The 20,360-nt window shown below is 74.1% G+C and carries 14 protein-coding genes; 3 read left to right on the top strand and 11 right to left on the bottom strand.

What is annotated here, in order from left to right; genetic code table 11:
* The 4 genes from PAI11_RS20930 to PAI11_RS20915 all read right to left on the bottom strand — a co-directional run.
* The coding region (locus PAI11_RS20930; protein WP_040601231.1) for an AAA family ATPase at window positions 1–884 on the bottom strand (884 nt) is incomplete at its 3' end.
* 172 nt (window positions 885–1,056) lie between these two features.
* The gene (locus PAI11_RS20925) at window positions 1,057–1,578 is read right to left on the bottom strand and encodes a hypothetical protein (RefSeq protein ID WP_007578455.1); all 522 of its coding nucleotides are present in this window, start codon (window positions 1,576–1,578) and stop codon (window positions 1,057–1,059) included.
* A gap of 67 nt (window positions 1,579–1,645) precedes the next feature.
* Complete coding sequence (locus PAI11_RS20920; RefSeq protein ID WP_138974461.1) at window positions 1,646–4,012, bottom strand: penicillin acylase family protein; 2,367 nt, start codon at window positions 4,010–4,012, stop codon at window positions 1,646–1,648.
* Window positions 4,013–4,101: 89 nt separating this feature from the next.
* Window positions 4,102–4,821 (bottom strand): hypothetical protein, encoded by a 720-nt coding sequence (locus PAI11_RS20915; RefSeq protein ID WP_007578451.1) that lies wholly within the window; start codon window positions 4,819–4,821, stop codon window positions 4,102–4,104.
* 166 nt (window positions 4,822–4,987) lie between these two features.
* On the opposite strand from PAI11_RS20915, the gene PAI11_RS20910 reads away from it, so the two are divergent.
* A complete protein-coding gene (locus PAI11_RS20910) occupies window positions 4,988–8,137 on the top strand; it encodes an ATP-binding protein (RefSeq protein ID WP_007578450.1) in 3,150 nt (1,049 codons plus the stop codon).
* Window positions 8,138–8,160: 23 nt separating this feature from the next.
* Here PAI11_RS20910 and PAI11_RS20905 read toward each other — a convergent pair whose 3' ends face one another.
* From PAI11_RS20905 to PAI11_RS24920, 3 genes are all read right to left on the bottom strand, one after another.
* Window positions 8,161–9,018 carry an ABC transporter permease gene (locus PAI11_RS20905; protein ID WP_007578448.1) on the bottom strand — a complete coding sequence of 286 codons (858 nt, stop codon included), beginning with the start codon at window positions 9,016–9,018 and terminating at the stop codon, window positions 8,161–8,163.
* The gene (locus tag PAI11_RS20900) at window positions 9,015–10,019 is read right to left on the bottom strand and encodes a daunorubicin resistance protein DrrA family ABC transporter ATP-binding protein (RefSeq protein ID WP_007578446.1); all 1,005 of its coding nucleotides are present in this window, start codon (window positions 10,017–10,019) and stop codon (window positions 9,015–9,017) included. The genes PAI11_RS20905 and PAI11_RS20900 overlap by 4 nt, the downstream gene beginning before the upstream one ends.
* A gap of 138 nt (window positions 10,020–10,157) precedes the next feature.
* Window positions 10,158–10,994, bottom strand: a complete 837-nt coding sequence (locus tag PAI11_RS24920; protein WP_007578444.1) for a cupin domain-containing protein — start codon at window positions 10,992–10,994, stop codon at window positions 10,158–10,160.
* Window positions 10,995–11,187: 193 nt separating this feature from the next.
* Between PAI11_RS24920 and PAI11_RS20885 the strand changes: the two genes are divergently transcribed.
* The gene (locus tag PAI11_RS20885; RefSeq protein WP_007578442.1) at window positions 11,188–11,466 is read left to right on the top strand and encodes a type II toxin-antitoxin system TacA family antitoxin; all 279 of its coding nucleotides are present in this window, start codon (window positions 11,188–11,190) and stop codon (window positions 11,464–11,466) included.
* Window positions 11,459–12,154: a GNAT family N-acetyltransferase gene (locus PAI11_RS25640; protein ID WP_086000380.1), complete on the top strand. Its 696-nt coding sequence runs from the start codon at window positions 11,459–11,461 to the stop codon at window positions 12,152–12,154. Before PAI11_RS20885 ends, PAI11_RS25640 begins: the two co-directional genes overlap by 8 nt.
* On the opposite strand, the gene PAI11_RS20875 is transcribed toward PAI11_RS25640, so the two are convergent.
* From PAI11_RS20875 to PAI11_RS24915, 4 genes are all read right to left on the bottom strand, one after another.
* The gene (locus PAI11_RS20875) at window positions 12,058–13,398 is read right to left on the bottom strand and encodes a hypothetical protein (protein WP_040601228.1); all 1,341 of its coding nucleotides are present in this window, start codon (window positions 13,396–13,398) and stop codon (window positions 12,058–12,060) included. The two genes, PAI11_RS25640 and PAI11_RS20875, sit on opposite strands and share 97 nt — an antisense overlap.
* A gap of 263 nt (window positions 13,399–13,661) precedes the next feature.
* Window positions 13,662–16,712, bottom strand: a complete 3,051-nt coding sequence (locus PAI11_RS20870) for a hypothetical protein (protein ID WP_007578438.1) — start codon at window positions 16,710–16,712, stop codon at window positions 13,662–13,664.
* Window positions 16,709–17,323, bottom strand: a complete 615-nt coding sequence (locus tag PAI11_RS20865; protein WP_040601227.1) for a hypothetical protein — start codon at window positions 17,321–17,323, stop codon at window positions 16,709–16,711. The genes PAI11_RS20870 and PAI11_RS20865 overlap by 4 nt, the downstream gene beginning before the upstream one ends.
* Entirely contained in the window at window positions 17,324–20,245 is a 2,922-nt protein-coding gene (locus PAI11_RS24915; RefSeq protein WP_050897342.1) for an Ig-like domain-containing protein, read from the bottom strand.
* Window positions 20,246–20,360: the final 115 nt, after the last annotated feature.

Raw genomic sequence — 20,360 nt, 5'->3', positions numbered from 1 at the left:
GTCGCCAGCGCAGCGGCCAGCGCCCGCGGGTGCTCGCCGCCGCCGGCCGCGACCAGCAGCAGCGCCCGGCGAGCGGACTCGGGCAGGGCCGCGATCCGCCGCTGGTAGCCCCGGGTCAGCCGCTCGCCGGTCGGCAGCGCCGCCGGCAGGCTCGTCCGCCCCCGCCGCTGGTCGTCGGTCAGCTGCACCGGCGCCTCGGTGAGCGCCAGCGGGTTGCCGCCGAGCACGTCGACCAGGGCCTCCGCCACGGGCGCGCTGACCCCCTGGCGGCGTGCCAGCAGCAGCGCGTCGCCGCGGCCCAGCTCGTCGAGCGTCAGGGTCGGGACGTCGGGCCACGGCTCGGCCGGCTCGCCGCGCAGCGAGCGGACGACGAGCACCGCCGCCCCGATCCGATCCGCCCGCCGGGCGACAAACGCGACCGCGCCGCGCGACGACGGGTCGAGCCACTGGACGTCGTCGACCGCGACGACCAGCGGCTCGCGTTCGGCGGCGAGCCGCAGCAGCGCGACGGTGGCGTGCAGGACCTGCACCCGGTCGTGGCCACCGGGGTCGGCGGCGGCGAGCGCTCCGCGGATCGCGTCCCGTTGCGGCGCGGGCAGCTCCTCGGCCAGCTCCAGCACCGGCTCCAGCAGGTCGGCGAGCGCGGCGAACGGCAGGTCGACCTCGCGCTCGACTCCGATCGCCAGCAGCGCTCGGACGCCGTCGTCGGAGGCGTCGCGCAGCAGCGCGGTCTTGCCGACCCCTGGTGGGCCCTCGATCAGCAGGCTGCCGCCCCGTCCCTGCCGGACGCCCTCGATCAGCTCGGCCAGCCGCCGCTGCTCCCGTCGGCGACCGATCAGCCCGTCGGCGGGCGCAGGGACCCCCTCGGCGACGGGACGCGGCATGGCGGCGAGGGTACCGATGACGGCGTCCTCGGCTGTGTGAGCCTCCACGGATGGTCGGCGGCGCCGGCGGGCCGACGGCGGACGAACGGCCGACTCGCTGCGGCCGACGGTCGCGCGCGGTCATGGGTGGCGTTGCGGTCGCTGAGCGACCGCAACCTCGCACCGCCCGTCATCAGGGCGTCGAGGTCGTGCCGCCGGACGCCTGGCTCTCCAGCTGGTCGACCCGCGTCGTCAGGTCGTCCAGCTTGCTGCTCAGGTCGTCGAGCTGGGTCGTCTGGTCGCTGGTCGTCGTGCCGCTGCCGCCGCCGTCGCCCGAGGAGGACGCCGCCGCCTCGTCGACCTTGGTCTTGAGCGTCTCGACCTGGGCGCGCAGCTTCTTCAGGTCGCCGTCGGTGGCGCGGGCGTCGACCCGCTGCTCCAGGTCCTGGACCCGCTGGAGCAGCGTCCCGCTGGCGTCGCCGGAGGACGGCGCCGGCGTGCTGTCGCCGCCGTCCAGCAGCGCCCAGAAGGCGATCCCCAGCGCCGCGACCGCGACCACCGCCAGGATCGCGAGCGAGGTGCCGAGGGTCCGCACCCGCTCGCCGAGGATCGCGACCTGCTGCTCCTCGTCGGGGCCCGACCCCCGCGGCGGGATCGGCGACCGCGGCCGCGGGTCCTGGGGCAGGCGGCGCGTCGGCGGGTCGTCGAAGCTCATGCCGGGACGCTATCCGCTGGCCCGGCCGCGGCGGCCATTTTCGAACCCGGCCGTCCCGAGCCGGCCCCTACGGCTCCAGCTCGATCAGCTGCTCCCACGTGCCGCGGTCGAAGAACGGCTGGCGCGGGGCCTGCGCCGCGCCCTGGGCCGGCACCGCGATGTCGCGCCGCGGCTCGCGCCAGCGGGCCGGATCGTCGCTGCCGAAGCGGGCCTTCAGCGCGTCGAAGGCCGCGGCGGCCGCACGCCGGTAGCCGTCCGCGTCGAGCGTCCGCAGCGCGTAGGCCTGGCGGTCGGTGGCGTCGAACTGGTGGGTGCTCGACGGCTTCGCGGCGAAGCCCTCGACGGGCCCGAGCGGCGCGGTCGCGATCCGGTCGGCCTGCTGCTTGAACGCGTCCCAGGTCGCGACGCCCGGGTCGACGGTGCCGGCGGCGTCGGTGCGGGTGTAGTCGCCGTTCCAGGCGCGCAGGACCGCGAGCACCCGAGCCGCCTTGCCGCTCGCGCCCGCGGCGGCCAGCCGCAGCCGGCGGCCGGCGAGCGGACGCTGCTGGGCGACGCTGCCCTCCTGGCGGATCGTCCGCTCGGCGCCCTCCCAGGTCGGGGCCTTGGCCAGCGAGCGGACCAGCCACATCAGCCAGCCGACGCGGTGGAACTGGCCGCCGAGCCGCTCGTCGGCGGTGCTGTCGCCGGTCGTCCAGCCCTGCGAGGGAACGTTGTTCCAGTTCGCCAGCCAGCCCTGCGCGGGGTTGATCACGCGCGGCAGGCTGGCGCGGTCGATCAGCCCCGGCCATTCCGCCTCGCCGGTGCCCGGCAGCGGCAGCCGCTGGTCGTAGTCGGCCGGGCGCTGCTGGAACAGGCCGGGGTGCCAGTAGCCGATGTTGCCCTTCGAGTCGGCCGCCATCAGGTTCTCGTTCCAGGTCAGCTGGCGGCTGGCGCGGTCGACGTCCTGGATGTCCTTGGCGCGGTTGACCTGCTCCATCGCCGGCAGCGTCTCGGTCTCGCGCTTCCAGATCGCGTAGCGGCGGGCGTAGGCGACGTTGCCCTCGCGCTCCTGGACCGGACCGTGGACCGTGCGGCAGATCCGCTGCGTCGTGCTGCCGAGCTCGGGGACCCGACCGTCGAGCAGCGCGCTGACGCCCTCCTTGTACCGGAAGGTCTCGTCGCGGCAGTCCATCTGCCGGATCTGGCCCTTGTACCAGTACTTCTCGGGCTGGCCGGGGACCAGCTTCTCGGCGTACAGGTCGTCCTCGTCGCTGAGGCCGCTGGTGATCCCCCAGGCGACGTTCTCGTTGTGGCCGGTGCCGATGATCGGCAGCCCCGGGGCCGTGACCCCGCGGACGTCGATCCCGGGCGCGTGGACCTCGAGCTCGACGAACAGCTCGGGCGCGGAGAAGCCCAGCTGAGGACCGTTGAAGAGCAGCGCCCCGCCGCCGGGCTTGCGAACGGTGAACATCGACGAGCCGCCGACGCGACCGATCCGCCCGGCCGCCAGGTCGTTCTTCGCCGCGGCCCCGGCGACGGCGGCGCGCGACGCGGCCGGCAGCTTCGACGCCAGCTCCAGCGAGCGGTCGAGGGCGGCCCGCTCCTGGGCGGGCGTCAACTCGGGGCCCTGCGGGAAGCGCCCCTCGCTCTTGGGGATCGTCGACAGCTGGCCGCGCAACCGCAGCGGCACCAGCGCCTCGAGCGCGGCGCGCCCGCTCTTCTGGGCGACGCGCAGGTTGCGCAGCTCGGAGCCGTCGCCGCTGGGGATCGTGCGGCCGAGGAAGATCCCGATCGCGACGCTGTCGTCCAGCGTCCACGGCTCGACCGGGGTCAGGGTCGCGACGTACTCCGCCGGCAGGTCGAGCACCCCGACCGGGTCCAGCAGGTCCAGGTTGACGTGCCGGATCCAGCGGTTGACGCCGTCGCGGTAGGCCTCCAGCCGCGCGCGCGACTCGGCCGGCATCCGCGCCAGCATCTGGGCCCGCTCGTCGGCGGTGTAGTAGTCGCGACGCGAGATCAGGTCGTCCTCGAGCGCGTCCTTGCCCGTCAGCTCGGCCAGCCGGCCCTTGGTCGCGTGACGGAACGCCTCGAGCTGGAAGAGCCGGTCCTGCGCGACCGCGTAGCCGGCGCCCCACCAGGCGTTCAGGTCGCTGTCGCCGGTGATCGACGGCACCCCGTAGGCGTCGCGGACGATCGTCACGCCCTGCTTCGGCTGCTCGGTCGTGCCGCCGGGCTGGTCGAGCATGAACGGCTTGCGCTGGAAGTTCACGAACAGCGGCTGCTGGTCGTACAGGTGCGGCGACCCGCTTCCCGACAGCAGCCCGGTCAACGACACGTAGCCGCTCTGGCCTGGCGGCAGCACCCCCTCGGCCCGACTCACCCGCGCGTCGGCGCCGGGCACGAGCAGCCCGAACGTCGCCACGGTCGCGGCCAACCCCACGATCCCCCTCAGCACGGTCGCAGCCTAGTCGGGATCGGGTGGGTGGCGGGAACGATTTGGACGGCACCGGCGCCGACGCGAACGCCGGTCGCCGCCCCGATCGCTCAGGTCCGCTGCGAGCCCGACACCGTGAGGGTCCCGATCATCCGCGGGCTGGCGGACGGCGAGTAGCGCTTGCTGTGGTCCAGCTGCACCCGCCACTCGCCGGTCGGGATCTTCGCCTTGCGCTTCTTGCCCTTGACCCTGATCGACTTGAACTTCAGCGGGATCGCCGCGGCCCGGGCAACGAGCTCGCCGCAGACGCCGCGGGCGACGCCGAACGCGTAGGTCCCGCGCAGCTTGCCGCGGTGCACGAAGTGGCCGTAGACGGTACGGCCGTCCTGGAAGCCCGACATCGTCCAGGTGCGCTTGGCGGTCGTCGGCCGGTCGCGCCCGGAGACCGTGAACGTGCCGGTCGAGGTCCGGAACGCCCCCGCAGCCGTGATCCCGGCGTCGACCGCGTCGGTCGCCTGGAACGGCAGCTCGCGCGAACCGGGAGCGTCGAGCTGGGGCACCGGGGACGGGAACGAGACGGTGCCGTTACCGCTGGCGTCCGTCGACACGATCTCGTAGATCGTCCCGCCGTAGGAGTTGGTGCTCGCCAGCACCACCGAGGCATTGGGCGAGAACCCGGTCAGCGTGGCGGTGACCATCTGCGTCTGCAACTGGCAGGCGCGGTCGAAGGTCAGCGACGCGGCATCGGCGGCGGCCGGGGCGACGGCGGCCAGCGCCGCGGCGGATGCGAGCACGCCGACGGTGCGGCGCGCGGAGGTCGTGTACGACATGGGAAGGCTCCTGTGGATCAAGCCGTGGATCCCACCGCAGGGCACCCCGGCCCACAATCGGGAACCGACCCTGGACCGAGCGGCGGAGGAGCCGAAGCGGTTCGTCCGCGACCCTGACCGCGCCAGGCCGCGAGACCGCCGGCGCCCCGCACCTACACTGACCCACGTGCCCGCCAGCCTGACCCTCCTCGACGGCGTGCGCTTCGACGGCGCCGAGGTCGTCGGCGACCGGTCGCGGGCCCTGCTGGCCGCGCTGGCCGCGGGTCGCGGGCGGGCGGTCCGGGCCGAGCGGCTGGTCGACCTGATCTGGGGCGAGGAGCCGCTGGCCAACGCCAGCAAGGGCCTGCAGGTCGTCGTCTCGCGCACGCGCACCGCCTGCGGTCCCGAGGCGATCGTGCGCGAGGGCGACGGCTACCGGCTGGGCGTGGACCCGGCCCGGGTCGACAGCTCGCGGCTCGCGGCCCTGGTCGCCGACGCCGGCCGGGCGATCGCGGACGACCCGGTCGCGGCCGCCGAGCTGGCCCGCCAGGCGCTGGCGCTGGCCAACGGCCTGGCGACCATCGGCGACGACGAGCGGGGACCGCTGGCGGACCTGCGGCGGGACGCCGTCGGCGACGTCGATCGCGCGCGGCTGCTGCTGGCCCAGGCATCGAGCCGGACCGGCGCCCACGGCGACGCGCTGCCGGCGCTCGAGGCCGCCCACGCCGCGCACCCCGACGACGAGTCGCTGCTGGCCGACCTGCTGCGCAGCGAGGCGGTCGTGCGCGGGCCGGGCGCGGCGCTGGAGCGGTTCGAGCGCTACCGCCGCGACGTCCGCGACCGGCTCGGCGCGAGCCCCGGCGAGGCGCTGCAGCGCGTCCACCGCGACCTGCTGGCGCTCGATCGCCCGGTCCGCAGCGGCGTCCGCTACGACGCGACCGCGCTGCTCGGCCGCGACCAGGACGTCGAGCGGCTGCGGGCGCTGCTGTCGAGCGCGCGGGTGGTCTCGATCCTCGGGCCCGGCGGGCTCGGCAAGACGCGGCTGGCGCACGTCCTGGCCCGCGACGCGACCGAGCCGGCGGTCCACGTCGTCGAGCTGGTCGGCGTGACCGCGCCCGAGGACCTGGTCGGCGAGGTCGGCTCGGTGCTCGGCGTCCGCGACTCGGTCAGCAGCCGCAGGACGCTGACGCCCGAGCAGCGGGCCGACGTCCGCGCCCGCGTCGCCCAGCGCCTGGGGCAGGCGCCGAGCCTGCTGATCCTCGACAACTGCGAGCACCTGGTGGCCGCGGTCGCCGAGCTGGTCGCGTTCCTCGTCTCGACCACCGCCGACCTGCGCGTCCTGACCACCACCCGCGCCCCGCTGGCGATCGGCGCCGAGCGGGTCTATCAGCTGGGCGAGCTGCAGCCGACCGACGCCGTCGAGCTGTTCCGCCAGCGCGCGGTCGCCGCCCGGCCCGCGGTCAAGCTCGACGACCAGGTCGTGCGGCGGATCGTCGTCCGGCTCGACGGCCTGCCGCTGGCGATCGAGCTGGCGGCGGCCAAGGTCCGGGTGATGGCCGTCGAGGAGATCGACCGCCGGCTCGAGGATCGCTTCGCGCTCCTGCGCGGGGGCGACCGCAGCGCTCCCGACCGCCACCGGACCCTGCTGGCGGTGATCGACTGGTCGTGGAACCTGCTGGGCGAGTCCGAGCGGCGCGCGCTGCGACGGCTGGCGCTGTTCCACGACGGCTTCACCCTCGACGCCGCCGGCGAGGTGCTCGGCGACGGGGCATTCGACGCGGTCCAGAACCTGGTCGACCAGTCGCTGCTGAGCGTCCACGAGTCCGCCGCCGGGGTCCGCTACCGGATGCTCGAGACGGTCCGCGAGTTCGGGCGGATGCAGCTGCGCGCGGTCGGCGAGCAGGACGAGGCACGCGCGGCGCAGCGCCGCTGGGCGACCGGCTACGCCTGGCGCAACGGCGATCGGCTGGCCGGCGCCGACCAGTTCGCCGCGATCGACGCGCTCGCGGCCGAGGAGAGCAACCTGGCCGACGAGCTGCGGGACGCCGTGGCCGATCGCGACGTCGAAGCGGCCATCCAGCTGCTGGCGGTGCTCGGCTTCTTCTGGTCGATCCGCGGCAACCACGGGCGGCTGATCGCGCTCACCGAGGCGATCGCCGACGTCGTCCGCGACTGGTCGCCTCCGGAGCACCTGCTGGACCAGACCCGGGCCGCGATGGCGGTGACGTTGAGCAACTCGATGATCGCGTCGACCGACCACACCGGCCCGCTGCGCGCGCTGCTCCAGCGGATCGGGGCGGAGGACGGCAACCGGCGGCTGGCGGCGACGGCGCGGGTGATGCTGGCCTACGACCCGGCCGACGCCCGCGAGTTCCCGGCGCGGCTCGAGGCGCTCGCGCGCGATCCCGATCGCCACGTCGCGCAGTTCGCGCTCCAGTGGCTGAGCCACACGCGCGAGAACGCCGGCGACCCGACCGCGGCGGTCGACGCCGCGGCGCAGGCGCTGGCCCTGGCCCGCGACGAGGACGGCCCGTGGGTGGCGGCGATCCTGCGCACCCAGCTGGCGCAGCTGACGATGCCGCTGGGCGACCGCGAGGCCGCGACCGGCTACGCGCGCGCGGCACTGCCGGTGCTGCAGCGGCTCGGAGCCCGCGACGACGAGATCCAGCTGCGGTCGCTGCTGGCGCTGACGGCGATCGCCGAGGGCCGCCCGGCCGACGCCGAGGCCGAGATCGACCTGATCGACGGGATCGAGGATCTCGAGACGACCTTCGGCGGCGGCATCGTGACCCTGATCGGCAGGGCGGAGCTGCTGCTGGCGCAGGGCGACCGCGCGGCCGGCCTGCGGGCCTACCAGGACGCGGCCGCCCGGATGCGGCAGATGCCGTTCCCGGGGGTGGCGACGACCGGCCTCGAGCCGTGGACGCTGTTCGGCGAGGCGACGGCGCTGGCCGCGATCGCACAGCACGGCGGGCCGGAGGACGACGAGGCCGGGCGGACGCTGTTCCGCAGCTGCCGCGGCGGGACGGTGCTGGCGCTGAACCCGGACGACCCGCACCTGGACTATCCGGTGGCGGGGATGCTGCTGTTCGCGCTCGGCAGCTGGGGGCTGCTGCGCGACGCGATCGCGGTCGACGACGCGGTCACGCTGCTGGTGCTGGCCGAGCGGTTCGCCTACAACCGCATGATCCCGACGATGGCCTGGGAGCGGATCGCCCCGCGGGCCGAGGAGCGCGCGCCGGGCCGGATCGACGCGGCGCGAGCGGCGCTCGGGGAGCGGCGCGCCCCCGAGCTGCTCGTCGAGGCGCGGGGCCTGGTCGAGCGGCTCGGGGGCTGATGGGCCGGCGGCCCGACCCGGCGCTACAGGTGCCGCTTGTAGCTGCGGACCGACAGCGGCGCGAAGATCGCGATCACGACCAGGCCGGCGAGCAGGGTCCAGCCGACCTCGCCGCTGATCGTCGCGTGGTTGGCCAGGTCTCGGGTGGCGGAGACCAGGTGCGAGACCGGGTTGACGTTGACGAAGCTCTCCAGCCAGCCCGGCAGCGTGTCGACGGGGACGAAGGCGTTGGACAGGAACGTCAGCGGGAAGAGGATCAGCATCGACATCCCCTGGACGCTCTGGGCGCTGCGGGCGAGGGTGCCGATGAAGGTGAAGATCCAGGCCATCGACCAGCCGACGAAGATCGCCAGCAGGATCGCCGCGAGCACGCCGAGCACGCCGCCGTCGGGGCTGTAGCCCATCAGCATGCCGGTGCCGAAGGTCAGCGACGCGGCGATCAGGTAGCGGACCATGTCAGCGACCATCGGGCCGGCGAGCGGCGCGATCCGCGCGATCGGCAGCGACTTGAAGCGGTCGAAGACCCCCTTGTCCATGTCCTCGCGCAGCTGCACGCCGGTCGCCATGCAGGTCGTCAGGACGGTCTGGGCGACGATCCCGGGGATCATCATCGGCAGGTAGCTGGCCACGTCGCCGGAGATCGCGCCGCCGAAGACGTAGGCGAACATCGCGGTGAACAGCAGCGGCTGGATCGTGACGTCGAAGAACTGCTCGGGGTTGCGGCGCATCTTCTTGAGCGCGCGCCAGGCCATCGACAGCGTCTGGCTGATCGTCTCGGCCAGGCTGTTTCGGGCGCGTGCGCGAGCGACTGCCGCGGCGGGGTCGACCGCCGGCAGCGGCGTCGCGGACGGCGGGTTGAGGGTGTTGAGGATCGTGCTCATCGGGCCACCTCCAGGGCGGGCTCGTCGGTGGGGCTGGTGGTGGGGTCCTGGTCCTGGTTGGTGTCGTGGCCGGTGATGGCCAGGAAGACCTCGTCCAGGGTCGGCTTGGCGACGCTGACCGAGGTGATCCCGACACCGGCCTGGCGCAGGCCGATCAGCACGTCGGCCGCGCGGTCGGCGATGTCCAGGGCGACGTTCATCCGGCCGGACTCGGGGGTCAGGACGGGGTCCTCGCCGAGGACGCGGCGGACGACGTCGCGGGCCAGGTCCTGGTCGGCGCCGGCCGCCAGCTGGAGCTGCAGGGTCGAGTCGCCGACCGAGGACTTCAGCTCGTCGGGCGTGCCCTCGGCGACCTTGCGTCCGCGATCGATGACCGCGACCCGGTCGGCCAGCTGATCGGCCTCGTCCAGGTACTGGGTGGTCAGCAGGACGGTGCAGCCGTCGGCGACGAGCTCGCGGATCGTGTCCCACATCTGCCCGCGGGTGCGGGGGTCGAGGCCGGTGGTCGGCTCGTCGAGGAAGATCAGCGGCGGCCGGGTGATCAGGGACGCGGCCAGGTCGAGCCGGCGACGCATGCCGCCGGAGAACTGCGAGATCGGCTTGTCGGCGGCCTCCTCGAGGGCGAACTGCCCGAGCAGGCGCCTGGCCGTCGCCTTGGCGTCGGCCGAGCGGAGCCCCTGCAGGCGCCCGAACAGCCACAGGTTCTCGGTCGCGGTGAGGTTCTCGTCGACCGAGGCGTACTGCCCGGTGACGCCGAGCAGCTGCCGGATCCGGTGCGGCTCGCGGTGGACGTCGACCCCGAAGATCTCGGCCTTGCCGGCATCGATGCTCAGCAGCGTGGCGAGCATCTTGAGCATCGTGGTCTTGCCGGCTCCGTTGGGACCGAGGACCCCGAAGATCTCGCCCTGCTCCACGTGCAGGTCGATCCGGTCGACGGCGTGGAAGTCGCCGAAGGTCTTGACGAGGCCGGTTGCTTGGACGGCGGCGGGCGTCGCGGTCATGTTGGTGCTCCTTCGCGGCGGGGACGGGTACCGGGAAGAAGCTAGGTGCCGCTGGTTTCAGGGCGGTATCGGGTGGGTTTCGCAGGGCCCGCGGCCGTGGCGGCGGGGCCCGGCGCCGCGGCGCCGGGCCCCGGCCGGCTAGGGCTGCTCGACGACGTTGAAGAACGACTTCTGGACCCGCGGCTGGCGCACCTGCCAGAGGATCGACGAGGCCCGCCGGATCAGGTACGAGTCCCCGACGCCGAGCCGCCGCCGCGCCCCGGTCTGGTCGCTGAGCGTGACCGACCGGCTGAGGACGGTCGCATGCTCGGTGAAGGGGAACGCGATCTGGATGTCGCCCCGCGTGGCCTGGAAGACGCCGGCGGTGAACGGCCCGCTCACGTCGTCGACCCGGGCGGCGATCCGCGGGTCGCCCGAGAGCACGGTGCCGCCCAGGTCGGCGGGGTCCCCGAGGTCGGTCAGCTGCGACTGCGGCAGCTCGTCGTGGGCGTCGTAGACCCGCATCGGGCCGGGCCGGTCAGCCGCCTCGACGCGGTTGAAGAAGCTCTTCTGGACCCGCGCGCCGCGGACGTCCCAGAGGATCGTGCTGCCCTGGCGGATCAGGTAGCTGTCGCCCGGCCGCAGGGTGCGCCGCTGGCCGCTCTCGTCGGTCAGGGTGACCGAGCCGACGGTGATCGTCGCGTGCTCGGTGAACGGGAAGTGGATCCGGATCCTGCCCCGGGTCGCCTGGAAGACGCCGGCCGTGACCCCGTCGCGCTGGTGGTCGACGCGCGCCGCGATCCGCGGGTCGCCCGAGAGCACCGTGCCGCCCAGGTCCTCCGGGTCGCCCAGATCGACCAGCTGCGACTGCGGGACCGACCGCCCCGCCTCGTAGACCACCATCCGGCCCGGTTCCAGCTCCACCGCCGACGCGATCGTCGGCGTCGCGAGCACGGCCACCCCGACCGCCACCAGCGTGATCCGTCGTCCACCCATTGCCTGTCCCCCATAGGTCGATTCCAAGGCGACGCGCAATGTCCCACCGGGACGGCCGCGGAACAGTGCCGGATGAGTGCCGGTCTGGTGCCAGGCGGATCGTCCGACGACTGCCGCCCGGGCCCGTGGGCGGTTCGGGTGAGGCCCGGCCTCGCCCTTGACCCCAACGACCACGTACTGCCATAGTGAGTACATGGCGACGATCAAGGACGATCGGCTGCAGATTCGCGTCGATCCACAGCGCAAGCGGCTGCTGGAGCGCGCGGCCGACGCGGCGCACCTGAACCTCTCCGCCTTCGTGCTCCAGGCCGCATCCCAGCACGCCGAGCAGGTCCTCGCCCAGCGTCCGATCATCGACCTGGCGCCGGAGGCCGCGCGGGCGTTCGACGACGCACTCGCTCACCCGGCGCAGGTGAACGAGCGGCTGGCCTCAGCACTCGGGCGTCCTCGCCGGTTCCGTTGGGTTGACTGACCTCCGCCGCCCCGAGCCGTTGGATCCGTCGCGACACGATCGCGGCGGCTTCGACTCCGGCGAGCTGGCCCTCGACGACTGGCTGCGTCGCTACGCCGGGCAGAACCGTCGCGGCGACACCGCCGCGACCTGGGTCATCGCCACTCCGGAGGACCGCGTCGTCGCGTACGCCAGCCTCGCGATGACTGCCATCGACCGCAGCGCCGCGCCGGACCTGGTGGCGAAGCGCGCCCCGGACCCGGTCCCCGCCCTCCTGCTCGGTCGCCTCGCGGTCGATCGCCGCTCCAGCGGGCTCGGCGTTGGCACCGCCCTCGTCGCGCACGTCCTGGCCACTGCGGTCGAGCTCAACGCCAAGGCCGCCTGCCGCGCGATCGTCGTGGATGCCCTCCACGAGCGTGCACGCGCTTGGTGGGAGCGCCTCGGCTTCCACCCCTTCGACCCCGACGAGCCGACCGGCACAGAGCTGTACCTCCTCACCTCCGAGATCGAGGCGACGCTCGAGGCGCTGGGGCACGAGGTTCCGAGGGGAGCGGCGCGGCCGACGCCACGCGACGACCGACCTTTCGCGCGCGACCCCGCGTCACCGCCACCTCAGCGCAGCGTGCGCTTGACCGTGACGGTGCGGCCCCCGGCCTTGACGGCGATCGCCAGGACCTTGCGCCGCAGCGACGACAGCCGCTTGCGATAGGCCTTGGTCGCCTTCAGCTTGACCTCCACCGTGCCCGCGCGCTTGGCCGTCGCCTTGCCGGTGGCGACGGTCTTCTTGCCCACCTTCGCGGTCGCCGTGACCTTGCCGGCCTTCGCGACGGTCACCTTCAGCGAGACGCCCGCCTTGAGCGCCGCGGCCCTGAGCGTCTTGGAGAGCGAGACCTTCGGCGCCGCCGCGGCGCCGCCCGAGGAGCCGCCGCCCGGCGTCCCGCCGCCCGATCCCGGCCCCGGTCCCGCCGCTGGCGTCGCGGCGGTCGACGGGCCGAGCGACGGCATCGTCCCGCTGGCCGAGATGACGACCGGCGGCGAGGAGAGGTTGCAGGTGGAGGCGGCCGCGGACGGGAACCAGACCGGGGTCCCGGCGACGACGACGCCGCGATCGTCGTGCCAGGCCATCCGCGTGCCGTCCTGGGAGATCGACACGTACGACGGCTCGCCCTGCGCCGGCAGGTAGCAGTCCGAGCCGTCGCTCGGCGGCGGCGCGCCGAGGCTGGCGAACGGCACCATCGCGACCTTGCGGCCGTTCGTGCCCGAGCCGTTCGGCCAGGTCTCGACCGCCGCCAGCTTGCCGTTGGCGGCGACGTCGACGCGCGAGACGCTCTCCCCCGCCCCGGCGCCCGTGAACCAGGGATGGAAGTCGTTGCTGTGCGGCACCGACGAGCCGTCGTCCTGGAGCAGGACCGTCGTGCTGTCGTTCGCGACCACGCGCCGGCCGACGAGCGTGCCGGCCCGCGCGTCCGTGATGTCGAACGGCGCCACGTACCAGCCGGACGACCCCTCGGCGTAGGTGCCGAACTCGTACTGGGTGCTGAGGCCGAAGCCGGTCCAATTCGCGTAGCCGTAGACGACCGTCTTGCCGTCGGGCGTCAGGTCGAGCGTGACCGGAAAGGCGTAGCTGGTGCGGCCGCTGGGCGCGGTCAGCGCGCCCTCGCCGCGAAGCGTCCCATCCGGTCCCCACAGCCGCGTCGCGTTGATCGTCCCCATCTTGCCGCTCTCCCGCCGGACGCCGAGGACCGACCCGTCGTCGCCCTGCGTGACCTCGCGCCACTGCTTCTCGTCCGGCGACGGGCCGGACAGCGACCGCTTCTGGGTACCGTCGAGCGTCGACACCCACACCTGGTCGCCGTCGACGTAGGCGACCTGGGTGGCCCCTGCTGGGCGAGCCACCGCACCAGCCAAGGCAGCGGCGGCGAGCGCGATCGGGAGGAACCGGGCGGAGGGCATCGGATCATTATCCGCGACGGCCGCCGGGCCGCATCGGCGAAACCACGGGCGCTCGCGATGAGCTCCGTTCCCCGCCGGGAGCCAGAGCCGTACGACGAGACCTCCCGCTCGCCGGCGATCCCCCCCCAGGGCGAGGTAGCCGCCGTCGCGGTAGACCTCGTGGCGAAACGGGTCCGGCGCAGCCGGCGATCTCCCGTACCGGCGGCCGGCGGTGCGCGCGGCGGTCGACGCATCCGACCGCGGCCCCGATCGTCGACGACGCCTCAGCGCGGCTTCGGAAACCGCAGCCGCCGACTCAGCGTCGTCCGAGCGCCGTCGTCGAGCCGCACGGCGACCGTGACCAGACGTCGCCCGCCGGCGGCTCGGCGGAGCGTGGTGCGGGCGCCCGTCAGACGGAGGCGCTGCGTCCGGCCGGCGCGCAGGCGGAGCTTGGTGACGGCGAAGACGTGGCTCCCGCGACCGACGCGGACCGCGACGGTCAGCCGGCCGCGGCAGGCGGGGCCGCCCGGCGCGCAGCGGACGTCGGCCAGCAGCCGTCGGCGGCGGTCGAAGCGCAACCGCTTGGCGATCGTCGCCTTCGCCTTCGCGGTCGGCGTCGGGCCCGGGCCGCCGGCGGTCCCCGGCCCGGCGGGCGGCGGCGACGGCACGAACGGGCCGGGGTCCACCGGCCAGCCCGGCCGACCAGCGACCGCGGCGATCGACAGCCCGTCGAGCAGCGTGGCGACCTCCGCGCCGGTGCTGATCGTCAGGTCCCGGAGGCCCAGCGCCGCGTCCGGGTCCACCCGCACCCGGGCCGTGGCGTGCGTGGCGTCGTGAACGGTGGTCGAGAGAACCTGCACGCCGCCGCCGAGCACCTCGGCGACCGACGCGTCCGCCGCGAAGCTCGTCCGCACCCCCGTCAGCGCGACGTCGACGACGTCGCCGCGCGCCGCCGGGGTCGTCGCGCCCCGCAGCATCGGGATCGACGGCGGTTGCGGGACGACGAGGAACGGGCCGGTGACCTGCTCGTCCGCGGTCTCGCCGCCGGTCGTGACCGACACGTCGTGGAAGCCCAGCTTCGCGCCGGGGCCGATGGTCACGTTCACCACGGCCGAGGTCGGCGACGTCACGCGCGTGCGGTTCACGGTCACCCCCGACCCGAAGCTCGCGCCGCTCTGGCCGTCCACGAACCCCGACCCGGTCGCCGAGACCGTCACGTCCAGGGTCTCGCCGACGCGGCCCTGCGCCGGCGCCGCCCCGACGACCGTCGGGCCGACCGGCGGCTCCGCGATCCGCAGCGCCCCCCGCCCCCGCGCCAGCTCCGGAGCGCCGCCGACGTCGGTCTGCACCATCACGTCCCGGGAGCCCACCTCCGCGTCCGGAGCGACCGCCAGCGTCACGAGCATCCGCGTCGGCGAGCGCACCTCTCGCGACACCACCTGCACGCCGGTTCCCGTGACCGACACCGTGCTGGAGGGGCCGAAGTTCGTCAGCGCCCCCGCCAACTCCACCGTCACCCGCGAATCCTGCGGCAGCGTCGACGGCGCCGCCGTCGTCACCGCCGGCATCACCCCGCTGACCAGTGCGTTCGACACCGCGTCCGCGAACGCCCGAGACGCGTCCGGCTCCGGCCCGGAGCCCGGACGCGGGAACGCCGACACGAACGACCCGCCCGTCGCGGCGGCGAGCGAGCTGAACAGCGGCACCGCGTCGACGGCGCCGAGCTCGTCGACCGGCTCGACGCTGGCCGACGCCGGCCCGGCGATGTCCGAGCGTCGTCCCCCGGCTCGCTCCGCACCGCTCCGCTGCTGGTCCCCTAGGCGGCGGTCCTCGCCGAGGCCGGCGACCGCGCAGGTGCCCGCGAGAACGGCCGAGATCCGCATGCCCTTGCTCGTGAACAGCTGCGCGACCGTCTCCGCCGACGGCCCGTCCGGCAAGCTGTCCGCGTCGGTCGCCAGGATCGCGCGTCCGTTCTTGGCCATCATCCGGCCGGCTGCCAGCAGGGCGGCGTTCGAGGCCTCCGGACAGGGCCCGCCGCCGTCGGCGGTCAACCCGCCGAGCGCGGTCTTGAGCGCTTCCCTGTCGCGGCTGATCAGCTCGACCTTGGGCGTGTCCTTGAACGAGACGATCGCCGTCCGCGGGAACGGCTTGCCCTTGGCCTCCGCGTCCGCCGCGATGTCGTCGAGCGCGAAGTGCAGCCCGATCACTGTCGCCAGCAGCTCGTCCTCCATGCTCTTCGTCGTGTCGACCACCAGCGCCAGCTCGACCGGATCGACCTCGACGGGCGCCGTGACCGAGCCCCCCGCCTGGACGTCGACCGGCTCCTTGGCGGATGGGTCCGCATCGAGACCGCAGTCGCTCTCGACGGCTCCGGTGTGGAACTCCTGCGCGAAGTCGGAGTCGACGCGCGTATGCAGGCTGAGCGACCTCCGGATCGGCAGGTCGGCCGTCAGCGGCTCCACCAGCACCTCATAGCGACCGGGCGGCACGCCGTGGATCACGTAGGAGCCGTCGTCCCGCCCGTCGAACCCCGTGACCCGCGCCAGCTGGACGGAGCGGTCGTTGACGTTCACGGCCCGGACGTTCGCGCCGAGCACCGGCTCACCACTGTCGCACCGCGTCACCTTCCCGCGGATCGTGCCCAACTCGCTGGCCGCCGCGTCGTCGGGATAGGCGTCCGAGATCGCCGCAGCGTCGTCGGCCGACAGCGCGTTCCCCCGGCGGGAGGAATCGGTGAAGAAGTTCATCGTCGGCAGGTCGTCGTCCGTGATCGACGCGAGATTGGCCCGGGCGCCGAGGTAGGCGCCCATCGACGAGTGGGCGATGTTGATCGCGTGACCAAGCTCGTGGAGCAGCGTCGAGCGCCGATCCCCGCGCAGGGTCACGATCGCCCAGGTGTCGTCGGTGACCGCGACGCCGTCGACGACGGTGGTGTGGTTCAGCGTGACGCCGTTGACGGTCTCCGGGGCGAACCCGACTGCCGCGACCGCCGAGAAGTCCTCGTCGACGACGATCTCGTGCCGCCCGTCGCCGGTCAGCTTGCCCCATGCCGTGCCGTAGTTCGCGCCCGTGAAGTCCTCCGTCGCCGTCGTCGCGAGCCCGAACACGTCACGCGCCGTCCGGACGTTGTTCCAGGTCTCCATCGCCGCGATGGTCTCGCTCGTGAGGTCGGTCGGCCCGTGGTCGGTGATGACGTCGATCGGCAGGGTCGTCCAGCGCGCCGGCAGCTGCGCGGCGCCCCGTTTGACGGAGTTCAGTTCGTAGGCGGCCGCCGGGGAGCCGGCGACCAGGATCAACAGCAGGCCCACGAGGAGCGCGGTGCGGCGAACGATCATGAAGCCCTCTGCGAGTGGTGGTGGACGTACCGGCGGATCGCGCGCAGGACGTCGTCCAGACGCTGTCCGGCGGCGACGCGCGCCGGCCGCGCGGAGTCGGCGGCCAGTGGCGGGATGCCCGTCAGCGCCGGAGTGACGAGCCCCGCGTCGGAGACCGCGTACCGTGCCTGCGCGACGATCGTCGGCCCCGCCGGGCCGTCCGGCCCGAAGAACAGGATGTACCGCTGCCCGGGAACGAACGGCGCGATGATCGGATCGACCTGCTGGTTGCCAAGCCGGCCGCCGATGACGCGCACGACGAACCGCCGCGGGAGCCGCCCCTTGAGCACCACCTGGGCGGTGAACGCGGTCCGCGTGAACGGCGTCCCCGGGGCGCCCTCGACGACGGTCGAGCGTCCGGCACGGACCAGCGCGACGCGCCTGGCGATCCGGACCGCCTGGGCGGCGGTCAACGGCGGGAACGCCCGCGGATCCTCGGTCAGCGGCGATCGTGGCGCCGGCGGCCTGGCCGCCGGCGGTCCCGACCGGTCGGCCGCGCGGTCGTGGTCCGCGCACCCGCCGAGCACGATCGCCGCACCGGCGAGGACCACCATCGACGCTTCGCGGCGCATCTAGCGCAGGCGCGCCGTCACGCGGGCGCGCCTCGTGACGGTCGTCGCTCCCCGGCCGGGAGCGAGGGTGACGGCGAGCGCGACGGGCAGCCGCTTGGTCTTCCGGAGCGTCCGCAGCAGACTCGTGCCCGGTGCGATGGTGACGGTGACGGTGCCGCCGGATCGGAGCGTCCGCCTGGCCGACCCGTAGCGCACGGTGACGGTCTTCACCGGCTTGCCACCGCGCTTCGGGGTGGCGCGGCGGCGGATCGTGGCGACCGCCTGGAGCGCCCCGGCGCCGGTCGTGGCGATGCGGAGCCGGATCTTGCCGCCGGCCTTGGCGGTCGCGGTGATCTTCCCGATCGTCGCGCTGCGGCCGGGTGGCGCGGGTGGGGGTCCGTCACCCGCGGCGCCCGGTCCGGACGGCGGATCGACCTGGGGCGCGCCGGCCGCCGCGACATCGATGCGCGCGGTGGCGGTCGAGGCCGCCGGGGAGTTCTCGAGCACGTACTCGAAGCTGTCGGTGCCGGTGAAGCCGGCCGCGGCGGCGTAGTCGACCGAGCCGTCGGCCTTGATCGTCGCCCGGCCGCCGTTGGCGGTGGTGACGGTCTGCCGGGTGAGCAGCGCGCCACCGAGGGTGTCGTTGGCCAGGATTCCCGGTCGTGGTGCGATCAGCCGCCCGCCCGGCGCCGCGAAGCGGTCGTCACGGGCCTGGGGCTGGCAGCGGTCGCCGACGCCGTCGCCGTCGCGATCCTCCTGGCCGGGGTCGGCCCGGCCCCGGCAGAGGTCGTCGATGTCGCGGACGCCGTCGTCGTCATCATCGGGCGAGATCGCGGCGAGCGCGTCGTACGTGAGCTCCTCGGACTGCTCGTCGACCGTCGTTCCGGCCCCGTCGGCGAAGTCCGGGGAGTCATGGAAGCGGAGGTCGAGGTTCGCCCAGTCGTCGTAGCCGGTCAGCATGGTGCCCGCGCCGACGCAGCTGGGGTTCCCGAGGTCGTTGATGTCCGCGGAGACCGGGACGTCCGGACCCTCGGGCTGCCCGTCGTCCCAGTCGATCGGGCCGGCGACCGGCGACACGCGGATGCGCCCGGGGCCGTGGGCCACGACCTCGTCGCTCGGTCCGGCGACGCCGATGCCGTTCGCCTCGACGAGCGCCGCCTCGTCGAGGGTCGGGAGCGCGGCGCGGGAGTAGTCCAGGCGCCGGTGGGGCGTCATTCCGCCCTCGAACTGACGGGCGTAGTTCATGACCGAGAGGTAGTTCGGCTTGCACTGCACGTTGTCCCCGCCACCGTGCCGCAGCCCGAAGTTGTGCCCGAGCTCGTGCATGAACGTGCCCGCTTGGTCGTCGGCGGTTCCACCCCGGCGGCCGAAGAGAAGGCCCCATCGGCCGAGCGAGACGACGAGGTCGTTGCCGCCGACCTCGGATCGGCCGGACGTCGTTCCGTAGCCCGCCAGACCGTGGATCCACTGGGCGTAGTGGAACGCCAGCCGCTTGCTTTCGAGAACCTTGTCGCTGTGGGTCCCGGCGCGCTCGCCGGCGGTTCCGAAGAACTCCGCCTTGCGGTCGTTGAAGTCGACCGCGCCGGCCGGGCAGTCGGCGGGGCAGCCGGTGAAGATCGTGTTCTCGGCGAACGGGATCATGTCGTCGACGACGTAGTGCAGCCGGATCGGCCGGGGCGCGGCCGCGAAGGCGCGGACCACCGCGTCCAGCGCCGTCGGCGAGGGCCGCAACAGCGGCATGTAGTCGACCTCGACGAAGACGTCGGGCACATCCGGGTCGCCGCGCTCGGACGCGGAGATCGTGCCGTCGCGGTTGCCGTCGTAGAGCTTCAGGTCGACCTCGCCGTCGTCGTCGACGTCGATGCCCGTGGTCTCCCAGCTGTCGCAGAGCCCGTCCTGGTCGTCGTCGCTGGACCCGTCGTCGTCGGTGTCCACGCACCCCGACGCCTCGTCCGTCAGCTCGATCACGAAGTCCGCCGACGACGCGACGACCACGTCGCCGGCCGCGTTCTTCCGCTCGATCACGATCTGGGTCGAGTAGAACGACCGCCCGGCGGACCGTCGCTGCGCACCGGTCGTGTTCCAGCTGAAGACACCTGTCTCGGGATCGACGGTCGCCGCGTGGGTCGCCTGCGGCGGTCCCGGATGCGCGAACTCGCGCGACCCGGACTGCCCCAGCTCGGCCGGCGTGGCGAGGCGGAAGCGCAACCCGTCGACCGGGCCCTTCACCCGCGGCCCGAACTGGCAGACCGTGCGCAGCCGGCACTTGACCACCGGTGGCAGCAGGCTCTCCGGGCTCTCGGGGACGGAGAGGTCGACCACGGTCCTCACGGTGGCGGGCATCGGGGGGCCGTCGGGATCGACGCCGTTGTTGATGTGTCCCCGGTCGAAGCGTGTTCGTCCGGCGCCGTCCGCCGGCGGCGCCGGGAGGCCCCAGGAGGCCGGGAAGCGGGTCTCGTCCCCGCCGTAGGTGTGCGTGACCTCGGCCTCGGCGGTGAAGTCGCCCCGCTGGTGGTCGACGGCCGTGATCGTCATCTCGGGGGAGCTCGACGGCAGGCCGGTGCCGGTGAGGAACAGGCCCCCGCCGGTGAACTTGGTGCCGACCGCGACGGGGAAGCTGATGCCGGGACCGATCTCGAGGACCGCCACGAGCTTGAACCGGACCTGGCGCGGGACGCCGGTCTGCTTCCAGGTCACCTTCATGCTCCGGCTCCCGGGCCCCAGCTCGACCGGCAGCTCCGGATCGGGATCGGGCAGCGGGTCCGGGGGGATGATCGGGCACCCGGGGGCCCCCGCGGGCTTGTGGATTCCCGGGCCCGTGTGCGGCGGCGGTCCGCAGTGCGCCGCTGCCGACGGCGTCCCGATCACCCCCGCGGCGAGGAACGCGAGCAACGTCCCGACGAGAACGGTCGCGAGCAGGACGGAGGTCGAGCGGACGGCCACGGCCGGGGAGCCTCGCCCCGCCGCCGAGCACCGTCAATCGGAACGCGACCCCGAACCTCGTTCGCGAGGACCCCGAGGCCGGGGGCGCCGGCGGTGCTGGCCCCGGAACGACGAA

It is taken from the genome of Patulibacter medicamentivorans, from assembly GCF_000240225.1.
GTDB lineage: Bacteria > Actinomycetota > Thermoleophilia > Solirubrobacterales > Solirubrobacteraceae > Patulibacter > Patulibacter medicamentivorans.
This window is presented reverse-complemented; position numbering and strand designations above follow the sequence as displayed.